Consider the following 17,763-nt stretch of genomic DNA (forward strand, 5'->3'; position numbering starts at 1 on the left):
GGCCGTGGTCCCCGCTCACACCGGCAGGATGACGTGCACCCGGTAGCCGCCCCCGTAGCGGGGGCCGGCGAAGCAGGAGCCGCCCAGCGCGCCCGCCCGCTCGCGCATGCCGAGCAGCCCGTGGCCGCCGCCCGGGTCCACGGGCTGCGGCGAGGGATCCGCGCCGCTGCCGCCGTCGTCGAGCACGGTGACCTCGGCCGAGGCCCCGACCCGGACCACGCTCACCTCGGCGCGGGCGCCCGGACCGGCGTGCTTGCGCACGTTCGTCAGCGCCTCCTGGATCACCCGGTACGCCACCAGGTCCACGGCGGCGGGCAGCGCGGGCTCGGGGTCGGGGCCGAGCTGGACGATCACGTCCACCGGCAGCCCGGCGTGCCGGAAGGTGTCCACCAGCGCGTCCAGCACGGCGAGTCCCGGCGCGGGCTCGGTCGGGGCCTCCGGGTCGCCGGACTGGCGCAGCAGCCCGACGGTGGCCCGCAGCTCGTTCAGTGCGGAGCGGCTGGCCTCGCGGACGTGCGCGAGGGCCTCCTTGGCCTGGTCCGGCCGCTTGTCCATGACGTGCGCGGCCACCCCCGCCTGCACGTTGACCAGCGCGATGTGGTGCGCCACCACGTCGTGCAGGTCACGCGCGATCCGCAGCCGCTCCTCGGCCACCCGGCGCCGGGCCTCCTCCTCGCGGGTGCGCTCCGCGCGCTCGGCCCGCTCGCGGATCGCGTCGATGAAGGCGCGCCGGCTGCGGACGGCGTCCCCGGCCGCCGCGGCCATCCCGGTCCAGGCGAACACCCCGAGGTTCTCCTGCGCGTACCAGGGCAGCGGCCCGGCGAGCATCGCCACGCCCGTCAGCGCGGCCATCGTGAGCAGGCCGACGCGCCAGGTCGTGGGCCGGTCGGTGCGGGAGGCCAGCGTGTACAGGGCGACCACCGCGCCCATCGCGACGGGCGCCCGCGGCTCCCCGGTGACCAGCTCGGTCAGGGTGAGCGCACTGGTCGCGGCCAGTACGGCGCGCGGGTGGCGGCGGCGCAGCACCAGGGCCGCCGCCGCCAGGACCATCAGGACCAGGGACAGCAGGTGGGGGACGCGGGTGCCGAAGGTGGGCTGCCCGTGCGGTCCGTGCGGGTCGGCGAAGGACCCGAGGAGCATCGTCGCGAACGCCCCGAGGGCGACCAGGGCATCGGTGACGAGCGGGTGCGCGCGCATCCACTGCCGGGTGCCGGCCACGGACGGCCCGAAGGGTGTGGTCACGGGAAGCTACGGTACGGCCTGCGGCCCGCCCGAAGCGGAACGGGCGGGCGGGGCCGGGGGCCTACGGCCCGGAGGGACGTTTCGCCGGTCCGGGCCCCACTTCGCGCGCACCACGCACACCACCATCACGGCGGCGATGGCCGCCAGGTGTTCCTTGCCCGCCAGGTTGTTCTTCACGATCACCTCGATGATCATGACGGCGATCACCAGCCCCCCGGTGACGTACGCCCGGTAGCGCCAGCACACGAACACCGCGAGCCCGACCACCGCCGCCGACGGCCCGGTGTCGTTCACCACCCGGTCCGTCAGCGGCAGCCCGAAGGGGTGCTCGGGGCTCAGCGACAGCCCGATCCGCGCGTACGTCGTACCGGCCAGCGTGGCCACGTACCCGATCAGCAGCGTCCGCCACCAGCCGATGCAGATCTCCGCGATCCCGAACACCAGCAGCATCTGGAGCAGCGCGCCCCACACCGGCAGGTCGAGGGCGGGCACGAACAGCGACAGCGGGGTTCGGATCAGGGCCAGCCACATGGGGTCGGCGGCCTTCACCGACCCGAGGTTCTGCACCGGCTGGAAGCCCCACGACTGGTTCTGCACGATCTGGAAGATCGAGGTCAGAGCGACCGCGCCGAGCGACATCGGGACCGCCCGCCACCTCTTGGCGACGAGCGTGTCCCGAACGGTCCAGTACAGGGGCCCCCACTCGCGGCGGGCGAACCGCCTCAGGGAGGCTGTGGTCGGCAGGGTCAACGGCGCGTCTCCAGGTGTCTGCGGTGCAGCCACTTCGGCAGGCCGGGAGCCTCCAGGAAGCCCTCGGCGCGGCCCGCGGCGATACCGATCCGCAGCAGGTCCGAACTCTTCTCGAAGAGCATGAACCGCGGTTCCCAGATCGGCCGGTATTTGGCGTTGGCCCGGTAGAGGGACTCGATCTGCCACCACCGCGAGAAGAAGCTGAGCAGCGAGCGCCACATCCGCAGCACCGGCCCCGCGCCGAGCTTGGATCCGCGCTCGAAGACGGAACGGAACATCGCGAAGTTCAGCGAGACCTGGGTGACCCCGATCTCCTTGGAACGCTCCAGGAGTTCGATGACCATGAACTCCATCAGGCCGTTCTCGGAATCCCGGTCACGGCGCATCAGGTCGAGCGAGAGGCCCTTGGGCCCCCACGGCACGAACGACAGCACGGCCCGCAGGTCGCCGTTGCCGTCGGTGCACTCCAGCATCACGCACTGGCCGTCCGCCGGATCACCCAGCCGGCCCAGCGCCATCGAGAAGCCGCGCTCGGTCGCACCGTCGCGCCAGTCGTCGGCCCGCCGGAGCAGGAAGTCCATCTCGTCGGCCGGAATGTCCGCGTGCCGCCGGATCCGGACGTCGTACCCGGCCCGCTTGACCCGGTTGTAGGCCTGCCGGACGGTCCGCATCGCGCGACCCTCCAGCGTGAAGTCGGCGGTCTCCACGATCGCCTCGTCGCCCAGCTCCAGGGCGTCCAGACCGTGCCGGGCGTAGATCGTGCCCGCTTCCTCGCTCGCACCCGTCACCGCGGGCACCCAGCCGTGCTCCCGGGCCTCGGCCAGCCACGGCTCGATCGCCCCGGGCCACGCCTCGGGGTCGCCGATCGGGTCGCCGGAGGCCAGCGAGACCCCGCCGATCACCCGGTAGGTGACCGCGGCCTTGCCGGTGGGGGACCAGATGACGCTCTTCTCCCGGCGCAGCGCGAAGTAGCCCAGCGAATCGCGGTCGCCCTGCTTGGCGAGCAGCGCGCGCAGCTGTTCCTCGTCGGCCTCGGTGATCGGATCCACCGCCCGGCGGGAACGGAAGGCGGCGAAGAGCACCGCCAGGAGCAGCACCGTCGACATCACGTTGATGAAGACGTCCACCCAGCCGGGCGTGGCGATCCCGCTCAGCGCCTGGTCATCGGGGGCCAGGGTGACCAGCCGCATCGCGCCGTAGCGCCAGCGGGTCAAGAACGTCACCCCGGACTGGTCCGGAGCGTGGTTGGTCGCACCCACCAGCAGCGCCGCGATCAGCGAGGTCAGCAGCAGGCCCACGGCGCCGACCACGGTCGCCAGCTTCGGGTTCGAGCGGTCACCGCGCGCGTAGAACTCCTTGCGCCCCAGCAACAGCGCTCCGACGAAGGCGGCGGTCAGCGCCAGCGACACCCAGTTCTGGGTGTGTTGACGGAACTCGGGGTAGTACGAGGTGAAGGTCACCAGGGCGAAGGCGAGCAACAGCAGCCCGCTGAGCACCAGGTTGAGGATCCACGCGGCCCGCTTGCGGCGGCCCATCGTCACCGCGAGCAGCAGCGAGAACAGGCCGGACGCGAAACCGGCCGTGAGCAGGTACGGCGTGTAGAAGTCGGCGGTGTTGTGGTCGCGCAGGTCCTGCCCGAGCGAAAGCCACACCGCACTGAGGAAGTTGACGAAGGTGACGGCGCGCAGGTACCACACCGCGAACGCGGCACTGCGCCTTGATCGGGCGCTCCCTCTGCCGGTCTCCCGGCCGCCCCCCGATTTTCCGGCGTCCGCGCCGGAGTCTTTCCTGCCGCTCGGATCGCCGCCGGGTCCTCGGTCGGTGCTCCGGACGGAATCTGCGCTGGTCAAACGGACCTCTCCCATGGAAAGCGATGATATGGGGCCCGCCTTCCCTTGGAGCGTCGGAAGACCCCGGCCTGGTCAGGGCGCTGAGGTTTCCCGACCCCTTACTCCGGCAACGGCACGGCCTCTTCGGCCGGCCCGTCGGACCCGGTCGTCCGCTCCGGGAGGTCCGCCGCGAGCGCGGCGGCCGCCTGGACCAGGGGGAGGGCGAGCAACGCCCCGGTTCCTTCTCCCACGGAGACGCCGTGGTCGAGCACCGGGTTGAGTGCCATCCGGTCCAGCGCCTTCGCCTGTCCCGGCTCGCCGCTCGCCTGTCCCGCCAACCACCAGTCCGGGGCCCGGAAGGCGGCCCGCTGGGCCACGAGCCCGCAGGCCGCCGAGACGATCCCGTCGAGGATCACCGGCGTGCGCCGCACCGCGCACTGCAGCAGGAATCCGGTCATCGCGGCGACGTCCGCCCCGCCGACCGCCGCGAGCAGCGCCACCTGGTCCCCCAGGACCGGGCGGGCCCGGCGCAGCGCGTCACGGATCGCCGCGCACTTGCGCATCCAGGTCAGGTCGTCGATGGGCGCGCCACCGCGCCCGGTGACCACGGAGGCGTCCGTGCCGCACAGCGCGGCGACGAGGGTGGCGGCGACCGTGGTCCCGCCGACGCTGAGGTCACCGAGGACCACGAGGTCCGTACCGGAGTCGGCCTCCTCGTCGGCGATGGAGATGCCGAGGCGGATGGCGTCCCGGGCCTCCTCGACCGTCAGCGCGTCCTCGGTGTCGATGCGCCCGCTGCCCCGCCGGACCCGGTGCTTGACCACGTCCTCGGGCAGCAGCCCCGGATCGCAGTCCAGGCCCGCGTCCACGACCCGCAGCCCCGCGCCGAAGCGGGCCGCCAGGATCGACACCGGGCTGTTCCCGTCGAGCACGGACCGCACCAGCAGGTGGGCGGAGGAGGCGGGGCGCGCCGAGACGCCCTGGGCCGCGATCCCGTGGTCGGCGGCGAACAGCACGACGCGCGGCCGCGCGATCGGAGCGACCGGTACGCGGCCCTGCGCGGCCGCCAGCCACTCGGCGAGCTCGTCGAGCCGCCCGAGCGCCCCGGCGGGCACGGCCAGCCGTTCGCGGCGATCCTCGGCGTCACGCCGGACGCCCCCGTCGGGGCGCTCGATCAGATCGGAGAAGTCGTCGAGATTCAGCGTGGTCATCTGCCGAAGGGTACCCGTGCCCGCGCGCCGGTTCGTGCCCCGCCCGCCCGCGGGTCCGCGCCCCGCCCGGCGGCTCCGGCGGGCGGCCCCCGGGGGCCCTGGCCGAGACCTGACGGGGCCTTGGCCGAGACCTGACGGGGTCCTGCCCGAGAGCTGGCGGAGCGTCAGTCCTTGAGCGCCAGCGGCTGGCCCGACACCACCAGCAGGACGTGCTCGCACTCCGCCGCGACCGCCGCGTTCAACCGCCCCAGCTCGTCGCGGAACCGCCGCCCCGAGGAGGTCGCCGGGACGACCCCGGCGCCGACCTCGTTGCTGACCAGGACCACCCGGCGCCGGGTCGCGCGGACGGCCGCCACCAGCGCGGCCGTGCGCCGGCGCAGCTCCTTCTGCCCGCCGCCCGCCCACGTCTCGTCGTCCCAGGCGCCGGCCCGGTCCATCGCGTCCGTCAGCCACAGCGCCAGACAGTCGATCAGCAGCGCCGGGCCCTGCGCGTCGTCGGCGTCGAGCAGCTCCACCAGCTCGCAGGTCTCCACGGTCTGCCAGCTGCCGGGCCGCCGCTCCCGGTGCAGCCCGACCCGGGCCGCCCACTCCGGGTCGCCCTCGCGGGTGCCGCTCGTGGCGACGTAGAGCACCTCGGGGAAGGCGGCCAGCCGCCGCTCCGCCTCCAGCGACTTCCCCGACCGGGCCCCGCCCAGCACCAGCGTGCGCCGGGGCAGGTCCGGCACCGCGTGGTAGGCGCCGACGGTCAGCGTGGTCCCGTCCGGCACCGCCCGCGCACCGGTCGCCGCGCACCGGCGGGCCAGCTCGCGGCCGGGCGGCACGTCGTGGTCGAGGTGGACGGCGATCACGTCGGTGGCCGGGCCGACCGCGCCGCTCGCCCGCAGCCGGGCCAGCGCCTCGGGCCGCCCCAGCACGTCCAGCAGGACCATGTCGTACGGCTGCTCCGCCGTCCCGTTGGTCCCGGCCGGCGCCCCGCCGGGGGGCAGGTACAGCATCCGGTCCCCGTGGGGCCCGATCACCTCGTACCCGGTGCCCGGCGCGTCCATCGCCACCGCCCGCACCCGGTGCCCGCTGATCACCGCCAGCCGCTGGCCGTCCGGCACCCGGCCGGCGGCGGGCAGCCCCGGCGGCAGCTCGACCGCGGGCCCGTCGTGCGGGTGGCTCAGCAGCACCTGACGGACGCCGCCCAGGGAATGTCCGGCCCGGGCGGCGGCCAGCACGGCCCCGGGGGTGAGATCGAGCAGGAGCGCACCGTCCACCAGTACGGCGGTCGCGGCCCGCACCCGGGTGCCCACGGAGACGGCGCAGGCCGCACAGGGACAGCCGGGGCGGGGCAGTCCTTCGGGTGTGCCGGTGCCCAGCAGAGTCAGTTCCACACAGATGATCCTCCCGTGTCGGCGGGAGTGGTGCGCGCCCGGTTACTCTGCGGGCAGACTCACGGGGAGCACCCGGACGCGTACCGGACGGGTGCCGGACGAGCAACGGAGGCGGACATGGCGTGGACGTGGCGGTTCGAGACGGCCGAGGGCAGCGAGTCGACCCCGGCGGTGGCGCCGGAGGAGTTCACCACGCAGGGCGACGCGGAGTCCTGGATCGGTGAGTACTGGAAGGAACTGCTCGAAGGCGGCACGGAGAAGGTGAAGCTGTCCGACGACGGCGGCACCGAGCTCTACACGATGAGCCTGCGCGAGGCCCTGAACGCCTGAGGCCGGCCGTCCGGTCCGGGGGAGGTCCCCCGGACACGGACGCTGAACCGGATCGGGCTCCGGCCCGGGGGGTCAGCCCCGGACCCCGCACAGGTGCAGCAGCGCCGCGACCCCGCGGTAGGGGTCGGTGCGCCCGGCCCGGTCCTCGGCGGCGAGCAACAGCTCCAGCTCGCCCTCGGGGGGCAGTACCTCGCCGGCCTCGCTGCCGTCGGTGAAGACCCGTACGCCGTACCAGGACTGCAGCGGCGCGCCGATCCCGGACAGGGTCCCGGTCAGCGCGGACAGCCGGTCGGCGCGCACGTCCAGGCCCAGCCGGTTCGTGTAGTCGACGGTGTCGAAGGCGGCCAGCGCGGCCTTCCAGTCACCGGTGAGCGCCGGGCGCATCGCGAGGGCGTCGCCGTTGCGCACCAGCAGGGACAGCAGTCCGCCGTGCGCCAGCATCCGGGCCAGCCCGGCGAGCATGCCGTCCGACTCCGGTACGTACATCAGCACGCCGTGGCAGAGCACCACGTCGAAGCTGCCCGGCAGGAAGTGCGCGCCGGTCTCCCGGCCGTCGCCCTCCATCAGCCGGACCCGGTCACGGATCCCGGCCGGCTCGGCGTCCAGCGCCTCGCGGGCCACGGCCAGCATGCCGGGGTCCTGCTCCAGGCCGGTCACCATGTGCCCGGCCCGGGCGAGGCGCAGGGCCTGGGTGCCCTGGCCCATGCCGACGTCCAGGACGCGCAGGCGCTGCCCCACCGGGAAGCGCTGGGCGATCTGCTCGTCGACCTGACGGCCCACGAGTTCCTGACGGACCGCGTTGCGCAGGCCCCCCAGTCCCTCCAGCCACAGCCGGGCACCGCCCGCGAAGCTGTCGCCCGCGGCTGCGGGCGACGCTCCGGTCAGGGCCGTTCCCCGCGCTTGACCTGCGGCTTCGGCAGGCGCAGCCGGCGCATCTGGAGCGTGCGCATCAGGCCGTAGGCGACGGCGCCGCGCTTGGGCTCGTCCGGGAAGCGGGTGTTCAGCGCCTTGCGCAGGCGGATGAACAGGCCGATCGAGTCGACGATGATCAGCGCGATCACGCCGAGCCAAAGGAGCAGGGCGATGTTCTGGATCGACGGGACCCGGACCATGCTCAGCACCAGGATGATCACCGCGAGGGGCAGGAACATCTCGGCGACGGAGAAGCGGGAGTCGACGAAGTCGCGGGCGAACTTGCGCACCGGACCCTTGTCGCGGGCGGGCAGGTAACGCTGGTCGCCGTTGGCGAGGGCCTCGCGCTGCTTGGTCATCGCCTCCCGCCGACGTTCACGGTTGCGCTTGGCATCCTCCTTGCGGTTGCCGGTCGAGGCCACCACGGCCTTGCGCTGCGACTGGGCCACAGCACGCTTCGGCGTCGGGCGGCCCTTCGGGGCCTGCGGGTCACGGGTCTGCGAGAGGTCGGCGCTCACCTTGTCGGTGGCGGCGGCCTTCTCTTCCTTGGAGGAGCGGCTACCAAACACGAAACCAAGCCTACGTGGTTGCGGGCATGGCCCCCACCCCGGCGGGGAACGATCCCGCAACGGCGGGCGTCTTAACCGGTGGCGGGTCCGCCCGCCGCGCCCGCCTCCAGGGGGGTCACCTACTCCTTCAGCCTGACAGGGCGGAGCGGAGGTCGTCCTGGAGGAGGAGCGCAACCGCACTCGAACAGTGCGGTAATGGAGACAGGGCCCGTAGTGTGGGTTCTGTAGGTCACCACGAGCCGAAGTCCTTCAGAAGGGGGCGCGCGAAGCCCATGAGCGGTGTCATGAAGCGTATGGGGATGATCTTCCGCGCGAAGGCGAACAAGGCCCTTGACAAGGCCGAGGACCCGCGCGAGACCCTCGACTACTCGTACCAGAAGCAGCTGGAACTGCTCCAGAAGGTGCGCCGCGGAGTCGCCGACGTCGCGACCTCCCGCAAGCGCCTGGAGCTCCAGCTCAACCAGCTCCAGGGACAGTCCGCCAAGCTGGAGGACCAGGGCCGCAAGGCCCTCGCGCTCGGCCGCGAGGACCTCGCCCGCGAGGCCCTCTCCCGCCGCGCCTCGCTCCAGCAGCAGGTCAGCGACCTCGAAGTGCAGCACCAGACCCTCCAGGGCGAGGAGGAGAAGCTGACCCTCGCGGCGCAGCGCCTCCAGGCCAAGGTGGACGCCTTCCGCACCAAGAAGGAGACCATCAAGGCCACCTACACCGCGGCCCAGGCGCAGACCCGGATCGCGGAGTCCTTCTCCGGCATCTCGGAGGAGATGAGCGACGTCGGCCTCGCCATCCAGCGCGCCGAGGACAAGACCGCGCAGCTCCAGGCGCGCGCGGGCGCGATCGACGAGCTGCTCGCCTCCGGCGCCCTGGACGACCAGAGCGGCCTCGGCTCCAAGGACGACATCCAGCTCGAACTGGACCGCCTCTCCGGCGGTACGGACGTGGAGCTGGAGCTCGCCCGGATGAAGCAGGAACTGGCGGGCGGCCCCTCCGCCCAGCAGCAGGCCATCGAGGGCGGCGGCGCGGGCAACGCGCAGCAGCCGCACCCCCAGCACCGCTTCGACAAGCAGTAGAACGGGGTCCGTCATGATCGTCCGCATCATGGGGGAAGGTCAGGTCCGGCTCGGCGACGAGCACCTCGTGGAGCTCAACGCGCTGGACGACGAGCTGCTGTCGGAGATGGAAGCGGGGGACGAGGAGGGCTTCCGGCGGACGCTGGGCGGCCTCCTCGACGCCGTGCGCCGGCTCGGCAGCCCGCTGCCGGACGCGGAGCTGGCGCCCTCCGAGCTGATCCTGCCCGCGCCGGACGCGAGTCTGGACGAGGTGCGGGAGATGCTCAACTCCGACGGGCTCATCCCGGGCTGAGGGCGTCCCCGCGTCGGGGTGGTGGGGTCGTGACGGGGTGGGGTGTCCCCGCAGGACGAGCGGTCACCACCGGACGCAGTCTCCGACCGGCCCGCAGCCGCGAGCCGAGGAGACACCCCACCCCACCCCGTCACGGCACCGCCGCCGCGACCCACCCCGACCCGGCCTCAGGACTTCGTGTCCTTCGTTCCCTTGATCCGGGCCCGCACGGCCCGGGTGACCTTGCCGGGGCCATGGCCGGGGCCGTGGTCGGGGTCCGGGGTGCCGCCGATGAAGTTCTCGAAGCGACGGCGGGGCGCCGCCCAGCGGCGGTCGTGGTGGAACGCCCGCAGCCCGGCCTTGGCCCGGGCCCGCGGGCGGTTCGTGTAGAAGCGGCGCGCGTACGGCGAATCCGGCCGGGCCAGGCGGACCGCGCCGACCAGCGCCACGAACGGGATCACCGTCCCCAGCAGTGCGGTGCGCGGTTTGCCCTTCCACAGGGCGACCAGGGCCAGGAAGAAGTTCGTGGCCGTGTTCATCACGACCAGCCCGCGGTTGTGCCGCTCGTCGACGGTCAGGTCGTTGACCCCGAAGGGCAGGAACCCGCCGAGCACCAGCGCCACCAGCGCCGCCGTCAGCACCACGATCTCCACGCTCTTGCGGCCCTGCTCGCTCCAGTACACGTCGTCCAGGTGCAGGACCAGCGCGAACTCGTCCAGCACCAGACCGGCGCCCAGCCCGAACAGCACCGCCGAGATCAGCGCCCCCACGCCGTGCCGGCCGCTGCCCACGGCGCCGAAACCGCCGATGATCGTCAGCACCACGCCGGGCACCACGTGGTGGACGTGCACGCCGCCCGGGGTGATGTTCTTGAAGGGGCCCCGGCCGGCCCGGATCAGGCGGGTGATCGTGCGGGTGACCAGGAAGGACAGTACGAAGGAGAGCAGGGCGAGGAACAGCGGGAGCTTCCCCGGTTCCACGATGTTGCGGTACCACCAGTGACCCATGACACCAGCTCCCCATTTGGCATGTATTGGGTAATTTACCTTCCGTGCTGAGCGGGTACCGTTCCGGCGGTGAACGATCCGCTCCCCGATCCGCCTCCGGAACCGTCCCCGGAACCCCTGCCGGGCCCGCCGCTGAGCCCGCCCGACGAACGCGCCTCGCTCCGCGACGGCCTGCGCTTCGCCTTCGGGACGCTCACCGTGCTGCCCGCCCGCATCACCCGCTGGGACCGCCCGGCCGCCCGCACCGGCATGGCCTGCGCCCCGCTGGTCGGGCTGGTCGTCGGGCTCTGCGCGGCCGTGCCGGGGTGCCTGCTCCTCCTCCTCGGGGCGTCGCCGCTGCTGGCCGCGGTCGTCACCGTGGCCGTGCCCGCCGCCCTCACCCGCGGGCTGCACCTCGACGGCTTGGCCGACACCGCCGACGGCCTGGGCAGCGCCAAGCCCGCCGACACCGCGCTGCGCATCATGAAGCAGTCCGACATCGGGCCGTTCGGCGTCATCTGCCTGGTCCTGGCCCTCCTGGTGCAGAGCGCCGCGCTCGCCCAGGCCTACGCCGACGGCTGGTTCCGCGGCGCCCTCGCCACCGTGGTCGCCGCCGTCGCCGCCCGGACCGCCCTGACCCTGGCCTCGCGCGACGGGGTGCCCCCGGCCCGCCACGAAGGCCTCGGCGCGGCCGTCGCGGGCGTGGTGCCGATCCGGTCGGCGGCCACGGTCGCCGCGCTCGCCGTCGCCGCCGCGGCGGCCGCCGCCCTGCCGTCGGGGCTGCCCGCCGCCACGCAGCACGCCGTGGCCGTGCTGGCCGGGCTGGGCGCCGCCGAACTCCTGCTGCGCCGGTGCGTGCAGCGCTTCGACGGGGTCACCGGTGACGTCTTCGGGGCGCTGGCCGAGGTCGCGGCGACCACGGCGCTGGTGGTCCTCGCCCTGGGCTGACTCGGTCGGGCCCGACCCTTCCAGCCTCGCCGGCGTTCGAGGCGCGGGTCCGGGCGGAGCCCCGGGACCCTTCCAGTCGGGCCCGGCCAAAGTCAGTCCCGCCGGGCTGGAGTGGCCGCCGGGTCGGCCCGGCGACGTACGCTCTCTTCCCGTGGAACACACGCCGAGCGACCCGCAGCCCCCCGCCGTGCCCATCCGGGTGCTCCTCGCCGACGACCAGGCCCTGCTGCGCAGCGCCTTCAAGGTGCTGGTCGACTCCGAGCCCGACATGGAGGTCGTCGGGGAGGCCGCCGACGGCGCGCAGGCCTACGCGCTGGCCCGCGAGCGGCGCGCCGACGTGGTCCTCATGGACATCCGGATGCCCGGCACCGACGGGCTCGCCGCCACCCGGATGATCAGCGCCGACCCGGAACTCTCCGGCGTGCGCGTGGTGATGCTGACGACCTTCGAGGTCGACGAGTACGTCGCCGCGGCCCTACGGGCGGGCGCCTCCGGCTTCCTCGGCAAGGGCGCCGAGCCCGACGAGCTGCTCAACGCCATCCGGATCGCGGTCGCCGGCGAGGCGCTGCTCTCCCCGGCCGCCACCAAGGGCCTCATCGCCACCTTCCTCGCCCAGGGCGGCGGCGCCCCGCCGGCCGCCGCCGCGGGCGCCCACGCCGAACGGCTCGCCGCCCTGACCGGCCGTGAGCGCGAGGTGCTCGGCCTGGTCGCGGGCGGCCTGTCCAACGACGAGATCGGCGGCCGGCTGGAGGTCAGCCCGCTCACCGTGAAGACCCACGTGAACCGCGCGATGGCCAAGCTCGGCGCCCGGGACCGGGCTCAATTGGTGGTCATTGCGTACGAATCGGGCTTGGTGCGGCCCCGAGCCGAGTAGTTCCGAGTCGTCCTGAGCAGTCCTGAGTAGTCGGGCGTACTGCGGACGCGGTACACGCGGGACAAGGACGGGACCTGCGGGCGACGTCCGGGCACCGTGGCGGGGGAGAAGGTGGGACGACCCTCGCTCAACTCGGCAGAGAGATCTCACCCATGTCCTGGCTGTCCCGCTTCAGCCTTGCCCAACGGGCACTGGTCGGCCTCGTGTCGATCGTCGCGCTCCTGTTCGGCGCCATAGCCATCCCCCAGCTCAAGCAGCAACTGCTGCCCTCCATCGAGCTGCCGATGGTGTCCATCCTCGCGCCGTACCAGGGCGCCTCGCCCGACGTGGTCGAGAAGCAGGTCATCGAACCGATCGAGGCCACCCTCAAGGGCGTCGACGGCATCACCGGCATCACCTCCACCGCCAGCGAGGGCAACGCCCTCATCATGGCCAAGTTCGACTTCGGCGACAGCGGCACCAAGCAGCTCGTCGCCGACGTCCAGCAGGCCGTCAACCGGGCCCGCGTCCGGCTGCCCGCCGACGTCGACCCGCAGGTCGTGGCCGGCTCCACCGACGACATGCCCACCGTCGTCCTCGCCGCCACCTCCGACAAGGACCAGCAGGCCCTCGCCGACCAGCTCCAGCGCAGCGTCGTCCCCGTCCTGGAGGACATCCCGGGCGTCGGCCAGGTCAGCGTCAACGGCGTCCAGGACCTCCAGGTCACCGTGACCCCGGACCGGGCCAAGCTGGCGGCCGCCGGCCTCGACACGGCCGCGCTCGCCAAGGGCCTGGAAGCGGGCGGCGCCACCATGCCCGCCGGCGCCTTCGACGAGGAGGGCAAGAACCGCACCGTCCGCGTCGGCGGCGGCTACACCTCGCTCGCCCAACTGGAGGACCTGCGCCTGAGCGTGGGCGCGGGAGCGGGCGCGGGAGCGGGCGGCGCGGCGCCGAGCGGCAAGCCGGCGGTCCGCCTCGGCGACGTCGCCACCGTCAAGCAGGAGCCCGCCAAGGCCGTCTCCATCACCCGCACCAACGGCAAGCCCAGCCTGGCCGTCGTCCTCACGATGGACAAGGACGGCAGCTCCGTCGCCATCTCCGACGCCGTCAAGGACAAGCTGCCCGAGCTGCGCACCGCCCTCGGCGCCGGCGCCGGCCTCACGATGGTCAGCGACAACGGCCCGGCCGTCGCCACCGCCATCTCCAGCCTCACCACGGAGGGCCTGCTCGGCCTGGTCTTCGCGGTGATCGTGATCCTGGTCTTCCTCGCCTCGATCCGCTCGACCCTGGTCACCGCGGTCTCCATCCCGCTGTCCATCGTGCTCGCGCTGATCGTGCTGTGGACCCGCGACCTGTCGCTGAACATGCTGACGCTGGGCGCGCTCACCATCGCCATCGGCCGCGTGGTCGACGACTCCATCGTGGTCCTGGAGAACATCAAGAGGCACCTGTCCTACGGCGAGGAGCGCGAGGCCGCGATCATCACCGCGGTCAAGGAAGTGGCCGGCGCGGTCACCTCCTCGACGCTCACCACCGTCGCCGTCTTCCTGCCGATCGGTCTGGTCGGTGGCATGATCGGCGAGCTGTTCAGCTCCTTCTCGCTCACCGTGACCGCGGCCCTGCTGGCCTCGCTGCTGGTGTCCCTGACGGTCGTACCGGTCCTGTCGTACTGGTTCCTCAGCGCCCCCAAGGGCATGGACGGGGCCGACCCGGCCACCGTGGAGGCCGTCCGGCGGGCCGCCGAGGAGAAGGAGTCGCACAGCCGGCTCCAGACCTTCTACGTGCGGGTGCTGCGCTTCGTGGCGCGCCGCCGCCTGGCCACCGTGGCCGTCGCGTGCGCGCTCCTCGTCGCCACCTTCGCCATGGCCCCGCTGCTGAAGACCAACTTCTTCGACAAGGGCGAGCAGGACGTCCTGACCATCAAGCAGGCGCTGGCCCCCGGCACCTCCTTGTCCGCCTCCGACGAGGCGAGCCGCAAGGTGGAGAAGGTCCTCGCGGGCACCGCCGGCGTCAAGGACTACCAGGTCACCGTCGGCTCCTCCGGCTTCATGGCGGCCTTCGGCGGCGGTACGGGCACCAACCAGGCGTCCTACCAGGTGACCCTGAAGGACGCCAAGGACGGCGAGGCCGTCCAGAAGAGCATCGAGACCGACCTGGCCAAGCTCGACGGCATCGGCCGCACCACGGTCTCGGCGGGCGCCGCCTTCGGCAACACGGACCTCAGCGTGGTCGTCAAGGCGGGCGACGCCGGCGTCCTCGCCAAGGCCGCCGAGCAGGTCCGCGCCGAGGTCGCCAAGCTCAAGGACGTCAGCGACGTCCAGAGCGACCTCTCCCAGTCGGTGCCCCGCATCTCGGTCACCGCCAACTCCAAGGCCGCCGACGCGGGCCTGAACCAGGCCGCCCTCGGCGGACTCGTCGCCCAGGCCGTCCAGGGCACCCCCGCGGGCAAGGCTTTCCTCGGCAACACCGAGCGCAACGTGGTCATCGCCTCCGGGCAGCCCGCCAAGACCCTCGCCGAACTCCAGGCGCTGCCGGTCGGCCCGGTCAAGCTCGGTGACATCGCCGACGTCAAGGTGGTCCCGGGCCCGGTCGCGATGACCCGGATCGACGGCGCCCGCGCCGCCACCATCACGGCCAAGCCGAACGGCGACAACACCGGCGCGGTCAGCACCGAGCTCAGCGCCAAGCTCAAGGCCCTGCACCTGCCCGACGGGGCCACCGCCACCATCGGCGGCGTCTCCTCCGACCAGGACGACGCCTTCGGCTCGCTGGGCCTGGCCATGCTCGCGGCCATCGCGATCGTGTTCATGCTGCTGGTGGCGACCTTCCGCTCGCTCGTCCAGCCGCTGATCCTGCTGGTCTCCGTGCCCTTCGCGGCGACCGGCGCGCTCGGCCTGCTCCTGATCACCGGCACTCCGATGGGCGTGCCCGCGATGATCGGCATGCTGATGCTCATCGGCATCGTGGTGACCAACGCGATCGTCCTGATCGACCTGGTCAACCAGTACCGGGCCCAGGGCCTCGGGGTCGTCGAAGCCGTCGTCGAGGGCGGTCGCCACCGCCTGCGCCCGATCCTGATGACGGCCCTGGCGACCATCTTCGCCCTGCTCCCGATGGCGCTCGGCGTCACGGGCGGCGGCGGCTTCATCTCGCAGCCGCTCGCCGTGGTGGTCATCGGCGGCCTGGTCAGCTCCACCCTGCTGACCCTCCTCCTGGTCCCGGCCATCTACACGATGGTGGAACTGCGCAAGGAGCGCCGCGCGGCAAAGCGCGCGGCGAAGCGCGCACCCCGCCCGACGCCCACCGCTGCCCCCGCCACGGAGGACGAGGAAAGCCCCGTCAGGGTCTGATCTCACGAACGCACGCCCATGCCGAAGGGCCGCCCCCCACGTGGGGGGCGGCCCTTCGGCATGGGCGGGGGGCTCGGTTACGGGAGGGTGAGCATGCGCTCCAGGGCGAGCTTGGCGAAGCTCTCGGTCTCCTTGTCCACCTGGATCTGGTTGACGAGGTTGCCCTCGGCCAGGGACTCCAGGGTCCACACCAGGTGGGGGAGGTCGATGCGGTTCATGGTCGAGCAGAAGCAGACCGTCTTGTCGAGGAAGACGACTTCCTTGTCCTCGGCGGCGAATCGATTCGCCAGGCGGCGGACCAGGTTCAGCTCGGTGCCGATGGCCCACTTGGAGCCGGCCGGGGCCGCCTCCAGCGCCTTGATGATGTACTCCGTCGAGCCGACGTAGTCCGCGGCGGCCACGACCTCGTGCTTGCACTCGGGGTGGACCAGTACGTTCACACCGGGGATGCGGGCGCGGACGTCCTCGACCGACTCCACGGAGAAGCGGCCGTGCACCGAGCAGTGCCCGCGCCACAGGATCATCTTGGCGTTCCGCAGCTGCTCGACGGTCAGGCCGCCGTTCGGCTTGTGCGGGTTGTACAGGACGCAGTCGTCGAGGGACATGCCCATGTCGCGGACGGCGGTGTTGCGGCCGAGGTGCTGGTCGGGCAGGAAGAGGACCTTCTCGCCCTGCTCGAACGCCCAGTCCAGTGCCCGCTTCGCGTTGGAGGACGTACAGATCGTGCCGCCGTGCTTGCCGGTGAAGGCCTTGATGTCGGCGGAGGAGTTCATGTACGAGACGGGCACCGTGACGTCGGCGATGCCGGCCTCGGTCAGCACGTCCCAGCACTCCGCGACCTGCTCGGCGGTGGCCATGTCGGCCATCGAGCAGCCGGCGGCCAGGTCCGGCAGGACGACCTTCTGGTCGTCCGTGGTCAGGATGTCCGCGGACTCGGCCATGAAGTGGACGCCGCAGAAGACGATGTACTCGGCCTCCGGCTTGGCGGCCGCGTCCTTGGCCAGCTTGAAGGAGTCGCCGGTGACGTCGGCGAACTCGATCACCTCGTCGCGCTGGTAGTGGTGGCCGAGGATGAAGACCTTGTCCCCGAGCTTCTCCTTGGCCGCGCGGGCACGGGCCACCAGGTTGGGGTCCGAGGGTGAGGGCAGGTCGCCGGGGCACTCCACCCCGCGCTCGCTCTTGGGGTCGGCCTCACGGCCGAGCAGCAGCAGGGCAAGGGGCGTCGGCTGGACGTCCAAGGGCTGGGCGGTGGTCACGACACGCACCCTTTCTGTTCTGCGACTAGGGACTGCACTGAGGGGTACTGCACTGCGGGGTACTGCGACTTCTCGTCTATTTGACGTTATCTATCATAACCGCTTCACGTCACTTTGACGATGCCGATAGTGTCGATGTGACGCATTCGCCCGGCCGACAGGTGTGCGAGCATGAATGTCTGGAACAAGCGCCGGACCCGGAATGAATCGGCGGCCGCGCTCGTTGCCACCGACGGCAAGAGTCCGACCGACGTTTCCCTGCCCCCGCCGGGAAGCCGCCCACTTCGGGAGTGAATGCAGATGTCCGTTCAGGACGAAAAGACCACTGTGAGCGACGGCATCCTCCTGTCCGACGCCGCCGCCGAGAAGGTCAGGACGCTGCTGGAGCAGGAAGGCCGCGAGGACCTGGCGCTTCGCGTCGCCGTCCAGCCCGGCGGTTGCTCCGGCCTGCGCTACCAGCTCTTCTTCGACGAGCGCTCCCTCGACGGTGACGTGGTCAAGGACTTCGACGGCGTCAAGGTCGTCACGGACCGGATGAGCTCCCCGTACCTGCACGGTGCGTCGATCGACTTCGTCGACACGATCGAGAAGCAGGGCTTCACGATCGACAACCCGAACGCCACGGGCTCCTGCGCCTGCGGCGACTCGTTCAGCTAACCCCTGAGCCGTCTCGGCACCCATGCACGGAGGGGCCCGCCCCCCCGGGTGGGGGGGGGGCCCCCCCCGCCGGCGGGGGCCGGGGCCCCGCGGCAGGCGGGGGCGCGGCGGTGCCCGGGGGCCCGGGCCCAACCTCCCGGCGCCCCCCGGCGGCTG

Annotated in this window: 16 protein-coding genes; 7 read left to right on the forward strand and 9 right to left on the reverse strand. The window is 72.6% G+C overall.

Going from position 1 to position 17,763, the window contains the following annotated elements:
- Positions 1–15: 15 nt before the first annotated feature.
- The 5 genes from ACIBEA_RS32870 to cobU all read right to left on the reverse strand — a co-directional run bounded on the left by ACIBEA_RS32870 (position 16) and on the right by cobU (position 6,408).
- Positions 16–1,197: a sensor histidine kinase gene (locus ACIBEA_RS32870; protein WP_399266928.1), complete on the reverse strand. Its 1,182-nt coding sequence runs from the start codon at positions 1,195–1,197 to the stop codon at positions 16–18.
- Between the two features lie 51 nt (positions 1,198–1,248).
- Entirely contained in the window at positions 1,249–1,986 is a 738-nt protein-coding gene (locus tag ACIBEA_RS32875; protein ID WP_399266929.1) for a hypothetical protein, read from the reverse strand.
- A gap of 2 nt (positions 1,987–1,988) precedes the next feature.
- On the reverse strand, positions 1,989–3,857 hold the full coding sequence (locus ACIBEA_RS32880) for a phosphatidylglycerol lysyltransferase domain-containing protein (RefSeq protein WP_399266854.1): 1,869 nt from the start codon (positions 3,855–3,857) through the stop codon (positions 1,989–1,991).
- 83 nt (positions 3,858–3,940) lie between these two features.
- A complete protein-coding gene (cobT, locus tag ACIBEA_RS32885) occupies positions 3,941–5,032 on the reverse strand; it encodes a nicotinate-nucleotide--dimethylbenzimidazole phosphoribosyltransferase (protein WP_399266855.1) in 1,092 nt (363 codons plus the stop codon).
- A gap of 164 nt (positions 5,033–5,196) precedes the next feature.
- Positions 5,197–6,408, reverse strand: coding sequence for a bifunctional adenosylcobinamide kinase/adenosylcobinamide-phosphate guanylyltransferase (gene cobU, locus ACIBEA_RS32890; protein ID WP_399266856.1), 1,212 nt, complete (start codon positions 6,406–6,408; stop codon positions 5,197–5,199).
- Between the two features lie 117 nt (positions 6,409–6,525).
- Between cobU and ACIBEA_RS32895 the strand changes: the two genes are divergently transcribed.
- Positions 6,526–6,738 (forward strand): hypothetical protein, encoded by a 213-nt coding sequence (locus ACIBEA_RS32895; RefSeq protein WP_399266857.1) that lies wholly within the window; start codon positions 6,526–6,528, stop codon positions 6,736–6,738.
- A gap of 72 nt (positions 6,739–6,810) precedes the next feature.
- Here ACIBEA_RS32895 and ACIBEA_RS32900 read toward each other — a convergent pair whose 3' ends face one another.
- The gene (locus tag ACIBEA_RS32900; RefSeq protein WP_399266858.1) at positions 6,811–7,518 is read right to left on the reverse strand and encodes a class I SAM-dependent methyltransferase; all 708 of its coding nucleotides are present in this window, start codon (positions 7,516–7,518) and stop codon (positions 6,811–6,813) included.
- 101 nt (positions 7,519–7,619) lie between these two features.
- Positions 7,620–8,219 (reverse strand): DUF3043 domain-containing protein, encoded by a 600-nt coding sequence (locus ACIBEA_RS32905; RefSeq protein WP_354383710.1) that lies wholly within the window; start codon positions 8,217–8,219, stop codon positions 7,620–7,622.
- Between the two features lie 272 nt (positions 8,220–8,491).
- Here ACIBEA_RS32905 and ACIBEA_RS32910 point away from each other — a divergent pair, with 272 nt between their 5' ends.
- Both ACIBEA_RS32910 and ACIBEA_RS32915 read left to right on the forward strand, forming a co-directional pair.
- Positions 8,492–9,286: a PspA/IM30 family protein gene (locus tag ACIBEA_RS32910; RefSeq protein ID WP_354383709.1), complete on the forward strand. Its 795-nt coding sequence runs from the start codon at positions 8,492–8,494 to the stop codon at positions 9,284–9,286.
- Positions 9,287–9,299: 13 nt separating this feature from the next.
- Complete coding sequence (locus tag ACIBEA_RS32915; protein ID WP_399266859.1) at positions 9,300–9,578, forward strand: hypothetical protein; 279 nt, start codon at positions 9,300–9,302, stop codon at positions 9,576–9,578.
- Between the two features lie 167 nt (positions 9,579–9,745).
- On the opposite strand, the gene ACIBEA_RS32920 is transcribed toward ACIBEA_RS32915, so the two are convergent.
- Positions 9,746–10,564 (reverse strand): hypothetical protein, encoded by an 819-nt coding sequence (locus ACIBEA_RS32920; RefSeq protein WP_399266860.1) that lies wholly within the window; start codon positions 10,562–10,564, stop codon positions 9,746–9,748.
- A 69-nt stretch (positions 10,565–10,633) separates the two neighbouring features.
- Between ACIBEA_RS32920 and ACIBEA_RS32925 the strand changes: the two genes are divergently transcribed.
- The 3 genes from ACIBEA_RS32925 to ACIBEA_RS32935 all read left to right on the forward strand — a co-directional run bounded on the left by ACIBEA_RS32925 (position 10,634) and on the right by ACIBEA_RS32935 (position 15,694).
- Positions 10,634–11,491 carry an adenosylcobinamide-GDP ribazoletransferase gene (locus tag ACIBEA_RS32925; protein WP_399266861.1) on the forward strand — a complete coding sequence of 286 codons (858 nt, stop codon included), beginning with the start codon at positions 10,634–10,636 and terminating at the stop codon, positions 11,489–11,491.
- A 187-nt stretch (positions 11,492–11,678) separates the two neighbouring features.
- Complete coding sequence (locus ACIBEA_RS32930; RefSeq protein WP_399266930.1) at positions 11,679–12,365, forward strand: response regulator; 687 nt, start codon at positions 11,679–11,681, stop codon at positions 12,363–12,365.
- A gap of 152 nt (positions 12,366–12,517) precedes the next feature.
- Complete coding sequence (locus ACIBEA_RS32935) at positions 12,518–15,694, forward strand: efflux RND transporter permease subunit (protein WP_399266862.1); 3,177 nt, start codon at positions 12,518–12,520, stop codon at positions 15,692–15,694.
- A 77-nt stretch (positions 15,695–15,771) separates the two neighbouring features.
- Here ACIBEA_RS32935 and nadA read toward each other — a convergent pair whose 3' ends face one another.
- Positions 15,772–16,959 (reverse strand): quinolinate synthase NadA, encoded by a 1,188-nt coding sequence (nadA, locus tag ACIBEA_RS32940; protein ID WP_399266863.1) that lies wholly within the window; start codon positions 16,957–16,959, stop codon positions 15,772–15,774.
- Between the two features lie 291 nt (positions 16,960–17,250).
- Between nadA and erpA the strand changes: the two genes are divergently transcribed.
- Positions 17,251–17,607: an iron-sulfur cluster insertion protein ErpA gene (gene erpA, locus ACIBEA_RS32945; protein ID WP_214949940.1), complete on the forward strand. Its 357-nt coding sequence runs from the start codon at positions 17,251–17,253 to the stop codon at positions 17,605–17,607.
- The last annotated feature ends 156 nt before the right edge of the window (positions 17,608–17,763 follow it).

Origin of the sequence: Streptomyces sp. NPDC051555 (assembly GCF_044454405.1) — a bacterium.
Classification (GTDB): domain Bacteria; phylum Actinomycetota; class Actinomycetes; order Streptomycetales; family Streptomycetaceae; genus Streptomyces.

Coding starts and splice junctions, on each gene's coding strand:
- ACIBEA_RS32895 (WP_399266857.1), top strand. CDS start 6,526: ATGGCGTGGACGTGGCGGTTCGAGACGGCCGAGGGCAGCGAGTCGACC.
- ACIBEA_RS32910 (WP_354383709.1), top strand. CDS start 8,492: ATGAGCGGTGTCATGAAGCGTATGGGGATGATCTTCCGCGCGAAGGCG.
- cobT (WP_399266855.1), bottom strand. CDS start 5,032: ATGACCACGCTGAATCTCGACGACTTCTCCGATCTGATCGAGCGCCCC.
- ACIBEA_RS32935 (WP_399266862.1), top strand. CDS start 12,518: ATGTCCTGGCTGTCCCGCTTCAGCCTTGCCCAACGGGCACTGGTCGGC.
- ACIBEA_RS32920 (WP_399266860.1), bottom strand. CDS start 10,564: ATGGGTCACTGGTGGTACCGCAACATCGTGGAACCGGGGAAGCTCCCG.
- erpA (WP_214949940.1), top strand. CDS start 17,251: ATGTCCGTTCAGGACGAAAAGACCACTGTGAGCGACGGCATCCTCCTG.
- ACIBEA_RS32880 (WP_399266854.1), bottom strand. CDS start 3,857: ATGGGAGAGGTCCGTTTGACCAGCGCAGATTCCGTCCGGAGCACCGAC.
- ACIBEA_RS32915 (WP_399266859.1), top strand. CDS start 9,300: ATGATCGTCCGCATCATGGGGGAAGGTCAGGTCCGGCTCGGCGACGAG.
- ACIBEA_RS32870 (WP_399266928.1), bottom strand. CDS start 1,197: ATGCGCGCGCACCCGCTCGTCACCGATGCCCTGGTCGCCCTCGGGGCG.